Source organism: Streptomyces sp. So13.3, assembly GCF_005860785.2.
GTDB classification, from domain to species: Bacteria; Actinomycetota; Actinomycetes; order Streptomycetales; family Streptomycetaceae; genus Actinacidiphila; species Actinacidiphila fildesensis.
Map to the genome: position 1 here is coordinate 5,515,395 of NZ_CP048835.1, position 17,140 is coordinate 5,532,534.

The window sequence follows — 17,140 nt, forward strand, 5'->3', positions numbered from 1 at the left end:
GAGTCAGCGCCCAGCCAAGGGAGAGCCAGCCGATGAGTGACCGCAGGGACAGTCCGCGCCGGGTCGCGGTGGTGGCGGGCAACCGCATACCGTTCGCCCGCTCCGACGGCCCGTACGCCACCGCGTCCAACCAGGACATGCTGGGTGCGGCGCTGGCCGGACTGGTGGAAAGGACCGGGCTGGCCGGTGAGCGCGTCGGGGAGTTCGTGGCCGGGGCCGTCCTCAAGCACAGCCGTGACTTCAACCTCGCCCGCGAGACCCTGCTCGGCAGCACCCTCGACCCCGCCACCCCCGCCTACGACATCCAACAGGCGTGCGGCACCGGATTGCAGGCGATCATCGCCGTCGCGAACAAGATCGCGCTCGGCCAGCTCGACTGCGGCATCGCGGGCGGCGCCGACACCGCGAGCGACGCACCGCTCGGCGTCAACGACCAGTTGCGGCGGATCCTGCTGGAGACGCGCCGCGCCAGGTCCGCGGGTGCGCGCGCCAGGGCGCTGGCGCGCATCCGGCCACGTCATCTCGTACCGGAGATCCCGCGCAACGCCGAGCCGCGCACCGGTCTGTCGATGGGCGAGCACGCCGCGCTCACCGCCAAGCGGTGGGACATCGCGCGCGAAGCGCAGGACGTCCTGGCCGCCGCCAGCCACCAACGCCTCGCCGCAGCGTACGAACGCGGCCTGTTCGACGACCTGGTGACGCCCTTCCGGGGCCTGGACCGCGACCAGAACCTGCGCCCGGACTCCACCGCCGAGCGGCTCGCCCGGCTGCGGCCGGTCTTCGGCGTGCGGGAGGGCGGCGCCACCATGACGGCCGGCAACTCGACACCGCTCACGGACGGCGCGGCCGTCGTCCTGCTGGCGAGCGAGGAATGGGCGGCCGACCGCGGGCTGGAGCCGCTCGCCTTCCTCACGGCGTACGAGACGGCCGCCGTCGACTTCGTCGGCAACCCCATGGGCGACGAGGAAGGGCTGCTCATGGCGCCCGCGTACGCCGTGCCGCGCCTGCTGGAACGGGCCGGGCTCGCCCTCGGCGACTTCGACCTCTACGAGATCCACGAGGCGTTCGCCTCGCAGGTGCTGGCCACCCTCGCCGCCTGGGAGGACAAGGAGTTCTGCACCGGACGGCTCGGCCTGGAACGCCCGTTGGGAACGGTGGACCGGGAGCGGCTGAACGTGGCCGGCTCGTCGCTCGCCACCGGGCACCCCTTCGCGGCGACCGGCGCCCGCATCGTCGCGACCCTCGCCGCGCTGCTCGCCGAACGCGGCGGCCCCGGGCGCGGGCTGGTCTCCATCTGCGCGGCAGGCGGCCAGGGGGTCACGGCCGTGCTCGAATGCCCCTGAACCGCCTCCCGCCCCGCCGCTCGGCCCCGTGAAGCGCTCGTCCAACACGTTGCCCTGAAACCGACCTCGTCCCCGCCCGATGCCGCCCTGAACGCCGCCGATCCGCGTAGCGCGAGCCGCCGTACGATTCCGCGAACCAGGAGAGCCCCTGATGTCCCGTAAGAGCCCGATACCGTCCCAACTCGTCGCCGTGGAACCGGATCTCGTCGTCTCGGGCGGTTCGGTCCGGCAGGCGTCCGTGCCGGCTCTCGTACCGCCCGAGAGCGCCGGGAGCCTCGCGGACATCCCGTTCCGCAACGCGGTGGAGGCTCCGCAGGAGGCCGTCCTCAGCCGTAAGGACGAGCGCGGGGCCTGGCGCGACATCACGGCCACGGCGTTCCGCGACGAGGTGGTCGCGGTGGCGAAGGGGCTGATCGCCTCCGGGCTGCGCCCCGGCGACCGGCTCGCGATCATGTCGCGGACGACCTACGAGTGGACGCTGCTGGACTTCGCGGCCTGGGCCGCCGGCCTCATCACCGTCCCCATCTACCCGACGTCCTCCGCCGCGCAGGCCGCCTGGATCCTCGCGGACTCCGGGGCGGTGGCCTGCGCGGTGGAGAGCGTCGAGCAGACCCGGCTGGTCAGCGGGCGGCGCCGCGAGCTGACCGGGCTGCGGCATCTGTGGCAACTGGACGCGGGCGGCATCTCCCAGCTGATCTCCGAGGGGCGGGAGCTGCCGGACATCCTCATCGAGGGGCGGCGCGGCGGCCTCCGACCCGACAGCGTCGCCACCCTCATCTACACGTCGGGCACCACCGGACGCCCCAAGGGCTGCATCCTCACGCACGCCAACTTCTTCGCCGAGGTCGACAACTCCATCGAGCTGCTGAACCCCGTCTTCAAGTCGGTGAGCGAGGAGCCCGCCTCGACGCTGCTCTTCCTGCCCCTGTCGCACGTCTTCGGGCGGATGGTCGCCGTCGGCTGTCTGCGGGCCCGGGTCAAGCTCGGCCACGCGCCCAGCATCGCCACCGACGATCTGCTGGCCGACCTCGCCGGCTTCCGGCCGACGTTCCTGCTCGCGATCCCGTACGTGCTGGAGAAGGTCTACAACACCGGCCGCGCCACGGCCGAGTCCATGGGCCGGGCCGCCTCCTTCGACCGAGCCGCCTCGATCGCGCGGCGGTACGGCGAGGCCCTGGAGGCGCAGCAGTCCGGCACCGGGCGCGGGCCCTCGCTCGGGCTGCGGGCCGCCCACGCGCTCTACGACCCGCTCGTCTACCGGCGGATCCGCGCCGCCCTCGGCGGCAAGGTCCGGTACGCGATCTGCGGCGGCTCACCACTCGGCCGCCGCCTCGCCGCCTTCTACGCGGGCGCGGGCGTCGTGGTCTTCGAGGGCTACGGGCTGACGGAGACCACGGCCGCCGCCACCGTCACCCCACCCCTGCGGCCACGGCTCGGCACCGTCGGCTGGCCGCTGCCGGGTGCCGCCGTCCGGATCGCCGACGACGGCGAGGTGCTGCTCAGCGGCGGCATGGTGTTCGGCGGCTACTGGAACGGCCGGGTCGGGGCGTATCACCCGGTGAACGGCGGCTGGTTCGCCACCGGCGACATCGGGGAGCTCGACGCCGAGGGCTATCTGACGATCACCGGCCGCAAGAAGGAGATCATCATCACCGCGGGCGGCAAGAACGTCGCCCCGGCTCCGCTGGAGGACCGGCTCCGGGCGCACCCCCTCGTGGGGCAGTGCATGGTCGTCGGCGACAACCGCCCCTACGTGGCCGCGCTCATCACCCTCGAACCGGACGGCCTCAGCCACTGGCGCCGGATGCACCACCGCGACGGCGTCCGTCCGGCGCAGCTCGCCGAGGACCCGGAGCTCCTCGCGGAGATCCAGCACGCCGTCGACGACGCGAACGACTCGGTGTCACGGGCCGAGTCGATCCGGCGCTTCCGGGTGCTGCCGGTGGAGTTCACGGAGGAGTCGGGGCATCTGACGCCGTCGATGAAGCTCAGGCGGGCGGCGGTCGCGAGGGACTTCACCAAGGAGATCGAGGATCTCTACCGCAAGCGGTGACGGCCGTGGTGATGTGCCGGCGCCGGCCGGACCGGTTCCCCGGTCCGGCCGGCGCCGGCGTGTGAACGACCCCGGTCAGCAGTTGCCCGCCGTGGGGTGGCCGGCGAAGCGGTCGGCGAGCCAGGCCATGGCGAAGGGTGAACCCGCGATGGCTCCGGTGATGTGGCCGAGCGGCATCGACTGCCACTGGACGTCGACGCCCTTCGCGCACCAGTCCGCGCGCAGCTGCTGCCCCACGGTGTAGGGGATCAGCTCGTCGATGACGCCGTGGTAGAGGTAGACCGGGGCGTCGGGCGCGTGGGTGCCCAGCGCGTCGGCGCGCAGCGCGCTCTGCCAGTCGGCCTGGTAGAGCGGGTTGCTGACGGTCACCTGGTCGATGCGCTGGAAGAGACCGGCGATGGCGTCTATGGCGACGCACTGCGTCTTGACGATGTTCACCACCGACCGGCCGTTGTCGTTCAGGTACTTGGCGAGGTCGAGCGCCGGGTACGCGGCGTCGTGGCCGACGGCCGCGGCGAGGATCAGGCCCGCGCCGACGCCGCCGTTGTTGAAGTCGGCGACCTTGAGGAGATCGGCGGGGACGCCGCCGGTGGCGGTGCCCCTGACGTTCAGGTCGGGTGCGTAGGAGTCATGGATCTCGGCGGCCCAGCTGGAGGCCTGGCCGCCCTGCGAGTAGCCCATGATGCCGACGGGCGTGTCGGCGTTCAGGCCGGTGCCGGGCAGCCGTTCGGCGGCGCGGGCCGCGTCGAGCACGGCCTGCCCCTCGGCCCGGCCGACGGTGTACGTGTGGGTGCCGGGGGTGCCGAGCCCTTCGTAGTCGGTGACCGCGACGGCCCAGCCGCGCAGCAGCGCCTGCCAGATGAGGCTGCCCTCGGCGGTGGTCCCGGTGGGGAAGCCGCGGGAGGGAGCGCAGCTGTCGGCGAGGCCGACGGTGCCGACGGCGTACGTGACGAGGGGGCGCTGTCCGGTGCGGCCGTCGTCGGGGACGAGGACGGTGCCGGAGACGACGTTGGGGGCGCCGGTGGCGGTGGTGGACCGGTAGCGGATCTTCCAGGCCCTGGTGCTGGTGAGGACGAGGGGGTTGGGCATGAAGCGGCTCGGCTCGGCGCTGACGATGTCGCCGGGCTGCCCGGTGGACGTGGCGGACGCGGCGGCATGGGCCGCCGTTGTCGTTGCTCCGGCCGGGGCTGCGGCGGCGGTCAGTGCGGTCGTCAGTGCCAGGGCGGCCAGGGCCGCCAGGACGGTGTGCCGGATGCGTCGTACGGTGCTCTGCACTGCGGCTCTCCCATCAATACGGTGGAAGGTGTGGGGTACAGGGACCGTAGTGACTTGCGGGTAGCCCCGGCGTTGACCACGCCGCTCACCTTTGCTGACCCGGAACCGCATTCATCCCAAAGGATTCACTCCGGGCGCTCGCGCCAGGGGACCCGGCGCGGGAGCCTCACTCCGAGGGATGCGCCCCGAGGGCCGCATGGCGGTACGCGCCGGGGGTGGTTCCGGTCCAGCGGCGGAAGGCCCGGTGGAAGGCGGTGTCCTCGGAGAATCCGAGCCGCGCCGCCAGTTGGGCGATCGGTTCGTGCCCCTCGCTGAGCCCGGCGATGGCCGCGTCCCTGCGGACGGAGTCCTTGAGCCGCTGGAAGGACGTGCCCTCGGCCGTCAGCCGGCGGCGCAGGGTCGCGGGGCTGACCGCGAGCCGCGCCGCGATCTCCGGGGCCTCCGGCAGCCGGGTGCGGGTGATCAGGGCGCGGGCCATGGTGCGGCGGATCTGTTCGGTGACGGTGGTGCCGTAGTCGCGCCGGCTGAGCAGGTCGGCGGGGGCCCGGCGCAGCAGCTCGCCGAGCGCCGACTCGTCCTGGATGAGCGGGGCGTCGAGCCAGTGCGCGTCGAAGGAGGCGCCGGTGTGCTCCGCGCCGAAGCGGACCGGGCAGCCGAAGAGCAGGTCGTACTCGGCCCGGTGCGGGGGCGCCGGATAGGCGAACTCGGCGCGCAGCAGCGGGATGCGGCTGCCGACGAGCCAGCTGGAGAGCCGGTGCCAGATGACGACCAGGCACTCGGAGAGGAAGTGGTCCGGGTCGTCGGTGAGCTCGCCGCGCACGGTGAAGCGCGCGACACCGTCCGACGCGCCGACGGCGAGGGCGGGGCCGCTCGGGAACAGCCCGTAGAACCGCACCGCCCGGTCCAGCGCGGCGCCCAGGTCACGGCCGCCCAGGGCCGTGCAGCACATCATGGCGAAGGTGCCGCGCGGGCTGGGCGCGGGGCCGAGGCCGAGGAACTCGTCGTTCGTGGCCCGGTGCAGTTCCTTGACGAGGCAGGTGAACTGGGCGTCGGTCACCCGGGCCCGGTCGTCGCCGAGCAACAGGGGTGCGATCTGGGCCCGTTGGAGCAGCGGGGCGGTGTCGATGCCGAGCCGCTGGGCACCGCGTAACGCCGCTCTGACCCGGTGCACCGTGATCGTATGCGTGCCCATGACACTCAACGGTGCTCCCGCTGAGCGGCAGGGTCAACCCGTGTGACGGTTCGTGTCATCTTCGTGGGGCCCCGTGCTTCATAGCGTCATGGCTACACGACCAAGGGAGGCGCGCGATGGGCACCATGGCACCGCAGACCGATCGGCCAGGGACGCTGGCGTTGACAGCGGAATGGGTGGCGGAACGGCACGGCGACAGTCCCGCACTGCGCTTCCGCGCCGGCGGCGGCTGGCGCGACATCACCTATACGCAACTGCGCGACACCGTACGGCGGGCCGGCTGCGGGCTCGTCGCGCTCGGCGTCGAGCCCGGTGACCGGCTGGCGATCCTGTCCGAGACCCGGCCGGAGTGGACGTACGCGCACCTCGCCGCGCTGGCGGCGGGCGCGGTCATCGTGCCGGTCTATCCGACGGCCGGCGACGAGGAGGTCGCCTGGGTGCTGAGCGACTCCGGTACCTCCGTGATCCTCTGCGAGGACGACCGACAGGCCGCCAAGGTGGAGCGGCTGCGGGACCGGCTGCCGCAGCTCCGGCAGGTCCTGGTGCTCAGCGAGCTCGACGGGCTGGCGGCGGGCACTGCGGCTCAAGGCGCTGCGGCTGAAGGCACCGCAGCCGAAGGCACCGCGGCGGGCGGCATCGCCGCGGAGGACACGGTGGCGGAGGGCTCGGCCGGGACGCCCGCCCCGCTGGACGACGATCTGCTCGCCGAACTGCTGGCCCGTGCCGGGGCGCGCAAGCCCGAGGACCTGGCGTCCATCGTCTACACCTCCGGCACCACCGGGATGCCCAAGGGGTGCCGGCTCACCCACGGCAACTTCGGCGCCGTGCAGGACGCCACCGTGCCGCACATCGAGGGCGGCCTCCCCGGCGACACCACGTATCTGTACCTGCCGCTCGCCCACATGCTGGCCCAGCTGATCCAGTTCACGACGCTGCTGGTCGGCGGTGCGCTGTGCTTCTTCGGCGGGCGGATCGAGAGCATCGTCGCCGAGCTCGCCGAGGTCAGGCCCACCCATCTGCCGTCCGTGCCGCGACTGTTCGAGAAGGTGCACTCCCAGGTGCTGTCGCTCGCGGAGTCGCAGGAGGGCGGCCGGGAACGGTTCGGGGCGGCCGTCGCGCTCGGCGTGCGGGCGGCCGAGCTGCGGGACCGGGGCGAGGAGCTGCCGCCGGAGCTGCGCGAGGCCTACGACGCCGCGGACGCCGCGCTCTTCAGCCTGGTCCGCGCCGTCTTCGGCGGCCGGCTGCGCTGGGCGACCACCGGAGCCGCGCCCATCGCCCCGCAGACCATGGACTTTCTGCGGGCCTGCGGGCTGGCCGTCCTGGAGGGGTACGGCATGACGGAGTCCGGCGGCATCATCGCCGTCAACCACGCCACCGACTTCCGGCACGGCACGGTCGGCCGGCCCATCGACGGCTGCGAGGTGCGGATCGCGGACGACGGGGAGGTGCTCGCGCGGGGCGCCAACGTCTTCCCCGGCTACCACGGCGACCCGGACGCGACGTCCGAGGCGCTGGACTCCGACGGCTGGCTGCACACCGGGGACCTCGGCGCGTTCGACGCCGACGGCTATCTGACAATCACCGGCCGGAAGAAGGACATCGTCATCACCTCGGCCGGCAAGAACCTCACCCCGACCCAGATCGAGTTCGCCATCCAGCAGTCCCGCTACGTCTCCCGGGCGGTGATGATCGGCGACCGCCGCCCGTACCCGGTCGCGGTGCTCACCCTGGACCCGGACGAGATCATCGGCTGGGCGTCGCGCACCAAGAAGATCCTGGGCGCCCGCCCGACCCGGCACCCGGAGGTGCACGCCCTGGTGCAGGAGATCGTGGACGCGGCCAACGAGCAGGTCGCCCGGCCGGCGCGGATCCGGGCGTTCGTGATTCTCGACGAGGATCTGTCGGTGGAGGCGGGTGAACTCACCCCGACGCTGAAGCTCCGCCGCTCGGTGGTCGCGGAGCGGTACCGGGACCGGATCGACGCGCTCTACGCGGAGCTGGCGGAACGCCCGGAACACGTGGAAAGTGCGGAACGCGGAGAAAGCACAGAACGCGATGAAAGCGGGGAAGGCCGGGAAACTCCGGAACCCGTGCCGGGCCCGCGGTAGCGGCGGGAAAGGCAGGAGCCCCGCACAACCGGTGCGGGGCTCCTTGGCAATGCTGTGAGGCGATCCCGTCGATCAGACCGGGGTTACGTTCTCCGCCTGGGGGCCCTTCGGGCCCTGGGTGACGTCGAAGTTGACCTGCTGGTTCTCCTCGAGGGAGCGGAACCCAGCGGCGTTGATCGCGGAGTAGTGAACGAAGACGTCGGGGCCCCCGCCGTCCTGGGCGATAAAGCCGAAGCCCTTTTCAGCGTTGAACCACTTCACGGTTCCGGTAGCCATAAAGCCCTCCTTGGGCCCAAAGGGTTGCCCTGCTCCAGAACCTGCAACTGCGAAGTCTGAAAACTACAAAAGCCTACGGGGTCACATGCTCCGCAGGCTCTGTACTGCAAGGGAAACCAAACTGCAACTTGCGAGGAGAGTAGCACGCAGGTTCAGGGGTGGGGAAGGGTCTCAAGATCGGCCTTTCGAGGCCCTTCCAGGGGCTGTTCCGCCGCCCGGCCACAAGATCCGCAAGGACCAGGACTAGCCTCCTGATGTGGACAAATCTGCACCTGACGCCGAAAGCGGCCGGACCCGTCCGCGGGTCGGCCACATCCAGTTCCTGAACTGCGTGCCCCTGTACTGGGGGCTTGCCAGGACAGGAGCCCTCCTCGACCTGGAACTCACCAAGGACACCCCGGAGAAACTCAGCGCCCAGCTGGTGCGCGGGGACCTGGACGTCGCTCCCGTCACGCTCATGGAGTACCTGCGGCACGCCGACGAACTGGTGGCGCTCCCGGACATCGCCGTCGGCTGCGACGGCCCCGTCATGTCCTGCGTCATCGTGAGCCAACTGCCGCTCGACCAGCTCGACGGCCAGCGGGTCGCCCTCGGCTCCACGAGCCGGACCTCCGTGCGCCTCGCCGAGCTGCTGCTCACCGAGCGGTACGGGGTGCGCCCCGAGTACTACAGCTGCCCGCCCGACCTGTCGCTGATGATGCAGGAGGCACAGGCCGCCGTCCTCATCGGTGACGCGGCCCTGCGGGCCTCCCTGCACGACGCGCCCCGGCTCGGCCTGCAGGTGCACGACCTGGGCCAGATGTGGAAGGACTGGACGGGGCTGCCGTTCGTCTTCGCCGTCTGGGCCACCCGCCGCGACTACTTCGCGCGCGAGCCGGAGGCCGTCCGCGAGGTGCACCGCGCGTTCCTCGCCTCGCGTGACCTCTCGCTGGAGGAGGTCGACAAGGTCGCCGAGCAGGCCGCCCGCTGGGAGTCCTTCGACTCCGAGCTGCTGAGCCGGTACTTCACGACGCTCGACTTCTCCCTCGGCGCCGGGCAGCTCACCGGCATCGCCGAGTTCGCCCGTCGCGTCGGCTTCCCCGAGGAGGCGCGCGTCGAACTGCTCTGACCACGCGCCTCCCGGGACCGGAGCGACCGCTGTCGCCCGGAGTGACCGGTGCTCCCCGAGCGACCGCTGTTACAGGGCGGTCAGCGGGACCTGGACGGTGCGGACCTCGCCGTCGCCCAGGTGCAGCAGGCCGCGGCCGGGCTGGATGGCCTGGCCGATGGAGCCGCGCTGCAGCCGGACGCCGACCAGGTCGCCGTCCGACATGTTCTGCGGGGACAGGAGAAGGCCGCGGCGGGCCTTCTTCATCTCGACCTGCCAGCCGTTGAAGCCGCCGCAGATGTCGTCCGCGTCGCCCGCGATGACCAGACCGATGTCCTTGCCGGTCGCGTTGCGCACCACGGACTGGAAGACGTCCCCCGCCTCGCAGTTACGCAGCAGCTCCGCATCGTCCACGATGATCACGCCGGGGCCGCTGAAGCGGGCCAGCGCCTCCTGGAGTTCCGCCGTGGTGATCTCGTCGGTGCCGAAGAAGCCCACGACGCCCGGGGCGTGCTTGAGACGGCGCAGCGGTGACTGGCGGCGCGGGGTGGCCAGGATGATCTGGGTGCCCGCGGTGAGGAACGAGCGCGTCATCGTCAGCAGCGCGGTGCTGCGCCCGGAGCGGGCCGGGCCCGCGATGACGAAGGCGGGCGTGCCCTCGGCGAGGTTCGGGCCCAGCACGGTCAGCTGGTCGCCGCCGATGGCCGCCATCGACCAGAGCCGGCCGCCGCCGCGCATGGCCTGCATCTCCTGCGGGTCGCGCATCTCCCACGCCTCCTCGAACTCGATCCGGGAGGGCAGCACATCGACCCGGAACGGCCGGCGGGAGCGCGGTACGGCGCTGTCCCGGTCCTTGGCCGCGGCGCCGATGGCGTGCAGGGCCGCGGACTGGGCCTGGCCGCTGGGGTCCTCGGTGAGCAGCGCCACATGGGTCTCGGTGGCGCCCTGCGCGCGGAACGCCCGGCCCGGCGGGATCTTCGCGGGGATCTTGCGCGGGTTGAGGCCGATCAGGGACAGGTCGCCCGAGTCGCTGAGCTGCAGCGCGATCTTGTTCTCGGTGAGGGTGGAGATCCGGCCGAGCAGCAGCGACCGGTCGCCCGTCATGATCACGTGGATACCGACGGACGCGCCCTCGCGCATCAGCTGGAAGATCGTGTCGGTCAGCGAGCCGTTGTTCAGATCGCCGAGCGACGGGGTGAAGCCCTCCCAGCGGTCCAGCAGCAGCACGATGTGCGGCAGCCGGTCCGCCTCGGCGACGCCCGTCCGCTGCTCGTTGATGTCGGTGAAGCCGCCCTCGCCGAGCAGCGCCATCCGGCGCTGCACCTCGGCGGCGAGCTTGCCGATCAGCCGGACCGCGCGGTCCGCCTCGTTGGAGCGGACCACGGCGCCGCAATGCGGCAGCGCGGACAGCGCCAGCAGCGCGCCGTTCCCGCAGTCCAGCGCGTACAGGTGCACATCGGCGCAGGAGTTGGAGCGGGCCAGCGAGCCCGCGATGGTGCGCAGCGTCTGCGAGCGGCCCATGCGCGGGGCGCCCGCGATCATCAGGTGACCGAAGGTCGTCAGATCGATGGAGGCGGTGCGCCGCGCCTGCTCGCTCGGCAGGTCGTCGACCGCGTACGGGGCCGGCAGCAGGCCGTCGCGGGAGACGTTGACCGGGGTCTCCAGCTCGTCGATGACCATCCGCTCGGTGAGCGCGGGCAGCCACGGGCTGTGCTGCGGCGGCAGCCCCAGCTGCTCGTTGGCGCCCTGGATGGCCTCGACGAGGACGGCGAGGTCGGTCAGCAGGTCGTCGTCGTTGGTACGGGGACCGGACGGCCGTTCGGGGACCGGGCGGCCGAGGCCGTCCCAGCCGATCTGCACGGTCCACGGCGCGGGCGCCTTGGTGGCGACCTGGCCGGGGCGCCGGCCACCGACGCGTCCGGACTGGAACGGCAGCAGCGAGGAGGCGCCGAGCCGCACATACGCCCGGCCCGGGGTGGACTTGGCGATGTATCCGGCGTCGGGGGCGTCGATGACGTCGGACGATTCGCTGGCGTCGGTGACGCGCAGCGCGATGCGGAGGTTGGTGTTGGCGCGGATCTCGGGGGAGACCACACCCGAGGGCCGCTGGGTGGCGAGGATGAGGTGGATGCCGAGCGAACGGCCTCGCTGGGCGATGTTGACCAGGCCGGTCACGAAGTCGGGCAGCTCACGGGCCATGGACGCGAACTCGTCGATGACGATGAGCAGCCGGGGCATCGCCGCGAGCCCCGGGTTGGTGCGCATCGCGATGATGTAGTCCTCGAGGTCCTTGGCACCGGCGGCCGCGAGGGTGTGTTCGCGGCGGCGCAGCTCGGCGCCGAGCGACTCCAGGGCCCTTTCCACCAGGTGCGTGTCGAGGTCGGTGACCATACCGACGGTGTGCGGCAGCTTCACGCAGTCCTTGAAGGCCGCGCCGCCCTTGTAGTCGACGAGGACGAACGTCATCGCGTCCGGCCGGTTGGCGACCGCCAGCGACGCCACGATGGTCTGCAGCAGCTCGGACTTGCCGGAACCGGTGGTGCCGGCGACCAGGCCGTGCGGCCCGTCGCGGACCAGGTCGATGGCGAACGCGCCGTCGAAGGACGAGCCGACCACGGCCTGGGTGGAGCGGCCGCCCATGCTCCAGCGGGCGGCGATGCCGCCGACGGTGGGCGGCTCCATCTCGATCACGTCGAGCAGCCGGCAGGAGTCCGGCAGGGCCGCGCCCTCGTCACCGCTGACGTCGCGGATCGGGGCCATCGCGCGGGCCATCTGCTCGCCCCACGCGGCGGTCACACAGTCGGGCCGCACCCCGGAGACCGGCTCGACGCCGGCCATCGAGACCTGCAGCAGCCCGTAGTAGTCCTCCTCGACGAGCGCACGGCACTCCTCGGGGAGCAGCCGGCGGTCGGCGTCGAGGCAGATGAGGTGGATGCCGACGCGGGGGCCGTCGCGCAGCACCTGGGTGAGGCCGGGCAGTGCGCGCAGCCGCCGGGAGCCGTCGAGGACGACGAGGATCGTGGGGCCGCCCCAGGCCTGGTTGGGCTGGGAGCCGGCCTCGCGGGCCGCGTCCTGGCGGGAGGTGACCTGGGCGAGCAGTTCGCTGATCCGGCGGGCGACGCTGTCGGCGTCGGTGCCGATCAGGGCCAGTGCGGACTGTCCCTCGCGGGCCCTGGCGTGCGGCAGCCAGCGCACCCACTCCCAGCCCTCTCGGCCGCTGGGGTCGGTGAGCACGCAGATCTGCAGATCGGCGGGGGAGTGCAGGGCGGCGGCCTGGGCCACCAGCCAGCGGCCGATGGCGCGCGGCAGTTCACCGCGGCCCGCGACGCCGAGCACACCGTGCTGCTGCATGGGGACGGTCACCGGAACGTCGGACAGCTTCCGGGCCTCGTTGCGCTTGTGCTCCTCCTGGGCCGGGTCCGAGACCTGGACCTCGGTGGGGAGGGTGCCGGTGCCGACGCGCAGCATCCCGTAGTCCGGGTCGGAGCGCCGCCGTTCCCACAGCCGCTGGCTCGGCCCGGTCGCGGCGACCAGCACCTCGGCCGGGTCCGGGGCCTGGGTGCGGCGGGCGGCGGTGTCGGCGGCCATGGCCTTGCGGGCCTGCCGCTCGATCGACTCCTTGTGCGTCTCGTAGTCGGCGTTGGTCTGGCGGAACGACTTCTTGCCGTGCTTCTTGTCGTTCATGTAGTTGCCGACCATGGCGACCGGGCTGAGCACCGCCATGAAGAGGAAGCGCGGCTGGTGCATCATCATCGCCATGAGCACCGCGCCGAACAGCGGCACGATCGCCATCAGCCAGGGCATGGGCCGGTTCTCGGACTGCTTGGGCTTGCTCGGCAGCTGGAAATTGGTCGGCCGCGGCGGCGGGGTGATGCGCGGCGGCCGGTTGTAGTCGAGGCCGGTGCCGTCCTCGGAGGGCTTGAGCGCGGTGTCGGGGAAGCTCGGCAGGCTCAGTTCCAGCAAGGTCTGTCCGGCGGCGACGACGCTGCGCGGCCGCCAGGGGCTCGCGTCGGTGAGCGGCTTGCCGTCGATGGTGGCGGAGCTGCCGAAGGACGGGTGGACGGTGACGGTCCCGTCGACCGCGACGTCCACCTCCACCGCGGAGTGCGGCAGCGCCGGGTCGTTGAGCCGGATCCACGCGTCGGGCCCGCTGCCGACGACCGCGACGCCGGGACCGAGCCGGTGCACGCCGCCCGCGTCGGGACCGCCCACGATCCGTACTTCCACCGTGCCCTGGGCGTCGGGCGCCGGGCAGGCGTCGGGCGCGGCGACGCTGACCACCGCGCCGTCACGCACCGGCGAGGCGTCCAGGCTCAGCTCGGGGTCGATCTGGAAGCCGTTGATGTGCAGGGCGGGCGGGCCCTGTCCGTCGTCCGGACGTCCGAGCAGCCGGCCGATCTCCGCCGCGAGCGCGCCGACGGGCGCCGCGGGGTCGGCGTCGACCAGCATGTCCGCACGGTCGTCACGGACCGGGTCGATCACGCTGAGCTGGAGTTCCACTGCCGTCCCCCTGCACCACTGAGCACCACTGGTATTTGCTGTTGACCATCATGCAACAGGTGCCCGACAACGCACCGGCCGCATCGGCCGGAACCGGGCCCACGCCAGGAGGTGTCCTGACGGTAGGTGGGTCAAGAGTGAGAGAATTGACGGGCATTGGACGCGGAAGCCGCGTGCGGCGGGCGGCAGCAGAACCGACGGGGGAAGTATGGGTAGTCCTGACCGATTGAAGGTGGATCTCGGCGGTTTGGAGGATTTTGCCTCCAACCTCGATGCCGTGCGGACCACGATGAACGGCACACGCAAGCTCTTCGAGTCCTACGAGGCGAAGCTCGGCTCCGGGAAGGTCGCGGACGCGCTGGACAGCTTCGAGCACAACTGGAAGGACGGCCGGAAGGAGATCGACGGGCACCTGGAGGGGCTGGCCAAGATGGCCAACACCGCGGTGCGCGAGATCCGGAAGGCCGACAAGCAACTCGCCGACGACCTGGCGAAAGCGGCAAAGGGTGAGGGCGGCAAGTAGTGAGTGCAACTCCGCGGGTGATGCCGGTCGAGCGGGAGGGCTTCTCGCTCACCGTGCCGATGACATGGTGGGAGTTCGACCTGCACCCGGCCAGCCGGGACGAGAGCGTCCGCAAGCTGATGGCGCAGCGCGTGCAGGAGAACCCGGCGATCGGCGAGCACCGTGACGTGCTCGCCAAGTTCCTGCGCAGGGCGGCGCGTGAGGCGTACGACAGCGGGGCGGTGTACATCGGCTGCATGGCGCAGAACTTCGGCGGGATACCGCTGACCGCGTCCGTCACCGTGTCGCTGGTGGGGGCCCGGACGCCCGAAGGGCAGCTGCTGGCCACGGATCCCGCGTCGATCGTCGCGGGACTGCGGGAGAAGCCGGCCCGGCGCGAGGGGGACGCGTGGCGGAAGGTGACGACGGTGGAGATCCCGGAGACCGGAGCCGCCGCCCGTACGTACGGGATCGAGGACATCGAGATCCCCGGTGACAGCAAAACCGTACGCACGGTGCTGATGCAGACATTCATCCCGCTGCCGGGCGGCGGGGACCGGGTCGCGCTGGTCGCCTGCAGCAGTCCGGTGCTCGATCTCGCGGACTCGTTCTTCGACGTATTCGACGCTGTGACCTCGACGTTCCGCTACCGGGAACCGCAGGCTGCACCCGCGCCGTCCTCACCCGTAAGCTGAGGCTTCCGCAGACCATCACATCAATCTGCGACTCAAAGGCCACGGGGGTCGGCCCTGCGGCAAGGCCAATGGAAGGTATTTCCTCTATGTCTAATGTGAACGTTACATACCAGGACATGCGTGACGCGGCCAGCAAGCTCAAGACGGGCCAGGCCGAGATCACCGAGAAGCTGAACACGCTGCACAAGTTTGTTCAGGGCCTGGTGAACGGCGGCTATGTGACCGACCGTTCCTCGAAGCAGTTCGACCAGTCGTACACCGAGTTCAACACCGGTGCGACCAAGACCATCGAGGGTCTTGAGGGCATGGGCAAGTTCCTCGAGAGTGCCGCGCAGGCGTTCCAGTCCGCGGACGAGGAGCTCGCCAAGGGCCTCGGCCACTGATCGAGCGGCAACGGATGCGCCGCAGCGGATCACCGCTGCGGCGCATCGTGCGTCACGGGCGCCGCCCGGGGGCACACTCCGCTCAGAGGAGGCTCTGATGCAGCCGTTGGCTACGACAGATCCGTCGTCGATCGGCCCGTACCGTCTGCTCGGACGGCTCGGAGCGGGTGGGATGGGCCGGGTCTATCTCGGCCGCAGCCCCGGCGGGCGCACGGTCGCGGTGAAGGTGGTCCGTTCCGAGCTCGCCGAGGACACCGAGTTCCGCACCCGCTTCCGCCGTGAGGTGGACGCCGCCCGGCTGGTGGGCGCGGCCTGGAGCGCTCCGGTGCTCGACGCGGACACCGAGTCGCCGGTGCCGTGGATCGCCACCGGCTACATCGCGGGACCCACCCTCGCCGACGCCGTCACCGAGTTCGGGCCGCTGCCGCCGAGCGGAGTGCGGACGCTGGGCGCCGGGCTCGCCGAGGCGCTGGACGCGGTGCACCGGCTCGGCCTGCTGCACCGTGACATCAAACCGTCCAACGTGATGCTCTCGCTCGACGGTCCGGTACTCATCGACTTCGGTGTCGCGCGCGCCATGGACGCCTCCGGCGCGTCCGTCACCGGCAGCGGGGTGGTCGTCGGCTCGCCGGGCTACATGTCGCCCGAGCAGGTGCTCGCCCGGCCGCTCGGCGCGGCATCCGACATCTTCGCGCTCGGCGCCGTGCTCGCCTTCGCGGCGACCGGACACGGCCCGTTCAGCGGGGACAGCGCCGCCTCGCTGCTCTACAAGGTCGCCCACGAGGAGCCGGAACTCGACGGTGTGCCCGATGAGTTGCGCGACGTGGTGGAGTCCTGCCTCGCCAAGGCCCCGGCCGTCCGCCCCACTCCCGCCCAGCTCGCGGCCCGGCTGTCGCCCGACGGGGCCGCCGCGCTGGTGCGCCAGGGCTGGCTCTCCCGGCCGCTGATGGCGCAGCTCGGCCGTCATGCGGTCGAACTGCTGGACCTGGAGGCGGCTCCGCTGTCGGCCCGCTCCGAGGTGACGCCCGCGGGCGCGCACCTCGGGTCGGCCTACGGCTCGTTCGGCCCGCCGCGGGCGCCCTCGCACTCCTTCGGCATGGAGGCGTCGGGGCCGCGCGACGCGGTACCGGGCGCCCTGGCCCCCGGTGCGCGCTCCGCGCCGGAACCTTCCGTACGCCGCGGGCGCCGCCGGCTGCTGGCCGCGGTGGCCGTGCTGCTGGTCGCCGTCGTCGCCGCGACCGTGGTGGTCCTGCTGCGGCCGGAGGACAAGCCGGGCGGCGCCACCGGCGGCGGGCCGGGGAGCAGCACGCCGTCCAGCGACGCGAACACCGGCGCGGTCACCGGATCCGTGCCCGCCGCGTTCATCGGCACCTGGCAAGGCAACACCGTCTCCACCAACGGCGTCCCCAACGGGGTCCTGACGGTCACCGTCAAGGCGGGACGCATCGGCGAGAACGTCGGTGACAGCACTGTGGACCTGCTGGGCGTCCTCAACTGCGGAGGCACCTGGAAGCTGGTGTCCGCGACGACCAAGGTGCTGGTCTTCGACTCGACGGCCGGTGATCCGGGCGCGACGAGCGGCTGTTCCAAGGGCGCCACGGCGGAACGGCTGACCCTCAAGGACCCCACGACGCTGACCTACACCACCAACGACGCGGGGGCCGGCCGGCCCAGCGGCGACCTGAAGAAGATCAAATAGCCGCCGATGGCGCAGGGCCGGACGGTC

Annotated in this window: 12 protein-coding genes; 8 read left to right on the plus strand and 4 right to left on the minus strand. The window is 72.0% G+C overall.

Going from position 1 to position 17,140, the window contains the following annotated elements:
- The first annotated feature begins 32 nt into the window (after positions 1 to 32).
- Both C8250_RS24920 and C8250_RS24925 read left to right on the plus strand, forming a co-directional pair.
- Complete coding sequence (locus C8250_RS24920; RefSeq protein WP_138355169.1) at positions 33 to 1,343, plus strand: acetyl-CoA C-acetyltransferase; 1,311 nt, start codon at positions 33 to 35, stop codon at positions 1,341 to 1,343.
- A gap of 151 nt (positions 1,344 to 1,494) precedes the next feature.
- Complete coding sequence (locus C8250_RS24925) at positions 1,495 to 3,396, plus strand: AMP-dependent synthetase/ligase (RefSeq protein WP_138355170.1); 1,902 nt, start codon at positions 1,495 to 1,497, stop codon at positions 3,394 to 3,396.
- 75 nt (positions 3,397 to 3,471) lie between these two features.
- On the opposite strand, the gene C8250_RS24930 is transcribed toward C8250_RS24925, so the two are convergent.
- A complete protein-coding gene (locus tag C8250_RS24930) occupies positions 3,472 to 4,671 on the minus strand; it encodes a lipase family protein (RefSeq protein ID WP_244809346.1) in 1,200 nt (399 codons plus the stop codon).
- 166 nt (positions 4,672 to 4,837) lie between these two features.
- A complete protein-coding gene (locus tag C8250_RS24935; RefSeq protein ID WP_138355172.1) occupies positions 4,838 to 5,863 on the minus strand; it encodes an AraC family transcriptional regulator in 1,026 nt (341 codons plus the stop codon).
- Between the two features lie 116 nt (positions 5,864 to 5,979).
- Here C8250_RS24935 and C8250_RS24940 point away from each other — a divergent pair, with 116 nt between their 5' ends.
- The gene (locus C8250_RS24940; RefSeq protein WP_232484685.1) at positions 5,980 to 7,971 is read left to right on the plus strand and encodes a long-chain fatty acid--CoA ligase; all 1,992 of its coding nucleotides are present in this window, start codon (positions 5,980 to 5,982) and stop codon (positions 7,969 to 7,971) included.
- 72 nt (positions 7,972 to 8,043) lie between these two features.
- Here C8250_RS24940 and C8250_RS24945 read toward each other — a convergent pair whose 3' ends face one another.
- Positions 8,044 to 8,247, minus strand: a complete 204-nt coding sequence (locus C8250_RS24945; protein ID WP_014144190.1) for a cold-shock protein — start codon at positions 8,245 to 8,247, stop codon at positions 8,044 to 8,046.
- Between the two features lie 256 nt (positions 8,248 to 8,503).
- Here C8250_RS24945 and C8250_RS24950 point away from each other — a divergent pair, with 256 nt between their 5' ends.
- Positions 8,504 to 9,355 (plus strand): menaquinone biosynthesis protein, encoded by an 852-nt coding sequence (locus C8250_RS24950; RefSeq protein ID WP_138355173.1) that lies wholly within the window; start codon positions 8,504 to 8,506, stop codon positions 9,353 to 9,355.
- Positions 9,356 to 9,424: 69 nt separating this feature from the next.
- On the opposite strand, the gene C8250_RS24955 is transcribed toward C8250_RS24950, so the two are convergent.
- A complete protein-coding gene (locus C8250_RS24955) occupies positions 9,425 to 13,834 on the minus strand; it encodes an FtsK/SpoIIIE domain-containing protein (RefSeq protein ID WP_138355174.1) in 4,410 nt (1,469 codons plus the stop codon).
- A gap of 277 nt (positions 13,835 to 14,111) precedes the next feature.
- Here C8250_RS24955 and C8250_RS24960 point away from each other — a divergent pair, with 277 nt between their 5' ends.
- The 4 genes from C8250_RS24960 (at position 14,112) to C8250_RS24975 (ending at position 17,113) form a co-directional block, all read left to right on the plus strand.
- A complete protein-coding gene (locus C8250_RS24960) occupies positions 14,112 to 14,357 on the plus strand; it encodes a hypothetical protein (RefSeq protein WP_232484684.1) in 246 nt (81 codons plus the stop codon).
- A 20-nt stretch (positions 14,358 to 14,377) separates the two neighbouring features.
- Positions 14,378 to 15,031 carry a hypothetical protein gene (locus C8250_RS24965; RefSeq protein ID WP_138355203.1) on the plus strand — a complete coding sequence of 218 codons (654 nt, stop codon included), beginning with the start codon at positions 14,378 to 14,380 and terminating at the stop codon, positions 15,029 to 15,031.
- A gap of 86 nt (positions 15,032 to 15,117) precedes the next feature.
- A complete protein-coding gene (locus C8250_RS24970; protein WP_138355176.1) occupies positions 15,118 to 15,414 on the plus strand; it encodes a WXG100 family type VII secretion target in 297 nt (98 codons plus the stop codon).
- Between the two features lie 97 nt (positions 15,415 to 15,511).
- Positions 15,512 to 17,113 (plus strand): serine/threonine-protein kinase, encoded by a 1,602-nt coding sequence (locus C8250_RS24975; RefSeq protein ID WP_138355177.1) that lies wholly within the window; start codon positions 15,512 to 15,514, stop codon positions 17,111 to 17,113.
- The last annotated feature ends 27 nt before the right edge of the window (positions 17,114 to 17,140 follow it).